The 638-nt window shown below is 26.6% G+C and carries 1 protein-coding gene; it reads right to left on the reverse strand.

Translation table 4 applies throughout. The annotated features are described in order from the left end of the window. On the reverse strand, positions 1-638 hold a 638-nt coding region (locus KQ878_RS03705; protein ID WP_373422577.1), incomplete at both ends, for a hypothetical protein.

Consider the following 638-nt stretch of genomic DNA (forward strand, 5'->3'; position numbering starts at 1 on the left):
TCCTGCAATTCATAATAACTTCATTCTCTTTTCTTTTCTTCAAAGTTTGAATAAAACCAATATTTATTAGCAATTGAATTTTCAAACAATTGATCATCATTATCAACAAAATAATTAGGATTAGGATTTCTTTTTATTCTTCCCAATGTTTGAATATTTAGGTTTTCAGACGAAACATTTCTTAATTGAACAAGCATACACGCTCTTGGAATATTTCAACCAGTGGCTGGACCTACTTTAAAAATAATGCAATCAACACCAGAATTATTTCTAGATATCTTTTTTAGAGAAACTTCTTCCTTAATACTACTGGTATTTTGATCTACTTTATCCCCGCTGAAATATTTAACCCAAGTTAAATTATTTTGTTCAAGTATTTTGATAATTTCTTTTATGTTTTGCTCAAAATTTTCGTCTTTTTCTGTTTTGTCTTTTACTTGAATTAGCATTGCTGGATGAATATTAATTAATGATGGTTCTAACTCAGCATTGCCATATGCTTTTTTGATTTCTTTGAATTTTTCACATGCTTTTTGCAATAAATCAAAGTCGCTAATTTCTTCTAAGAATTTATCAACTTTAAAATCATTTCTTTTTGCTTCTGTTTTAATTAATTTAATTGAATCTGTTTGTAATTC

This window comes from Mycoplasma zalophidermidis (assembly GCF_018913985.1).
Lineage (GTDB): Bacteria > Bacillota_I > Bacilli_A > Mycoplasmatales > Metamycoplasmataceae > Mycoplasmopsis > Mycoplasmopsis zalophidermidis.